Annotated in this window: 1 protein-coding gene; it reads right to left on the reverse strand. The window is 47.4% G+C overall.

Features of this window, described 5'->3' with window-relative positions:
* A partial coding sequence (locus A3763_RS14375; protein WP_197482913.1) for an SNF2-related protein occupies nt 1–982 on the reverse strand: 982 nt, incomplete at both ends.

The following is a 982-nucleotide window of genomic DNA, read 5'->3' on the forward strand; positions in this document are numbered from 1 at the left end:
ACCTTCCTCTTTATCAGCAAAGTAGGCAGCGGCTCTATCACGTTCAATAATACTTAAACCTTCGTAGAAGGCTGCTGTTCGCAGGCCTTCTCGTAGTCGAAGATAGGACTCCAGCGCTAAAGCCGTTTCAGCACTGGCGCAGATGATCAGGACTTTCTCATCTCTGTTATCTTTCAGGAACTGGGTTAGCCAAGTGACTTTCGGATTCTGTTTAATGCCGGCTTCATCTTCAAATTGATCATCACCAACAGCTGCATCGAGTGGGTGAGGCTGTAGGATTCTATCCGGGAAGCCTTCAACACCTTGGCGAGTATTGCGGAACAGTATTCTACCGGTGCCATGCTGATCAAGTAGCCTTTGTATTGCTTCCGGAATATCGATATTTTGTGCATCATCACCGAGTAGGGAAAGGGCTTTAATTGGCAGTGACGAGCCGTCTTCAAGACCTTGAAGCTCTCCGACCAAATCAGAGATTTCCTGATAGTTTTGTTCTTGCTCAATAAATTTTTCTAAGGAGTGAAAACGGTCAGGGTCGAGCAAGCGCAAACGGGCGAAGTGGCTCTCGATACCGGCTTGCTCAGGCGTAGCCGTAAGCAATAGTACGCCGCGGCTTCTAGCTGCCAAGGCTTCAATGCACTGGTATTCGATGCTGCTTTCTGATTCGCTCCAATGTAAGTGATGCGCTTCATCGACAATCAGTAAATCCCAGTCGGCCGCTAAGGCTGCGGTTTTTATATCTTCATTAATCAGGAAGTCCTGATGGCAGAGAACTAGCTGCTCGGTCTCAAAGGGCTTTTCGATACCTTCTTCGGTCAAACTATCAAAACGCTCACGATCAAAGATAGAAAAGCTGAGATTGAAGCGGCGTAGCATTTCGATCAGCCATTGATGCACCAGTGTAGAAGGAACGACGATCAAAGCTCTTTTGGCTAAACCATTGTGCAACTGGGCGTGGAGAATCATGCCTGCTTCAATGGTTTTA

It is taken from the genome of Oleiphilus sp. HI0128, assembly GCF_001635365.1.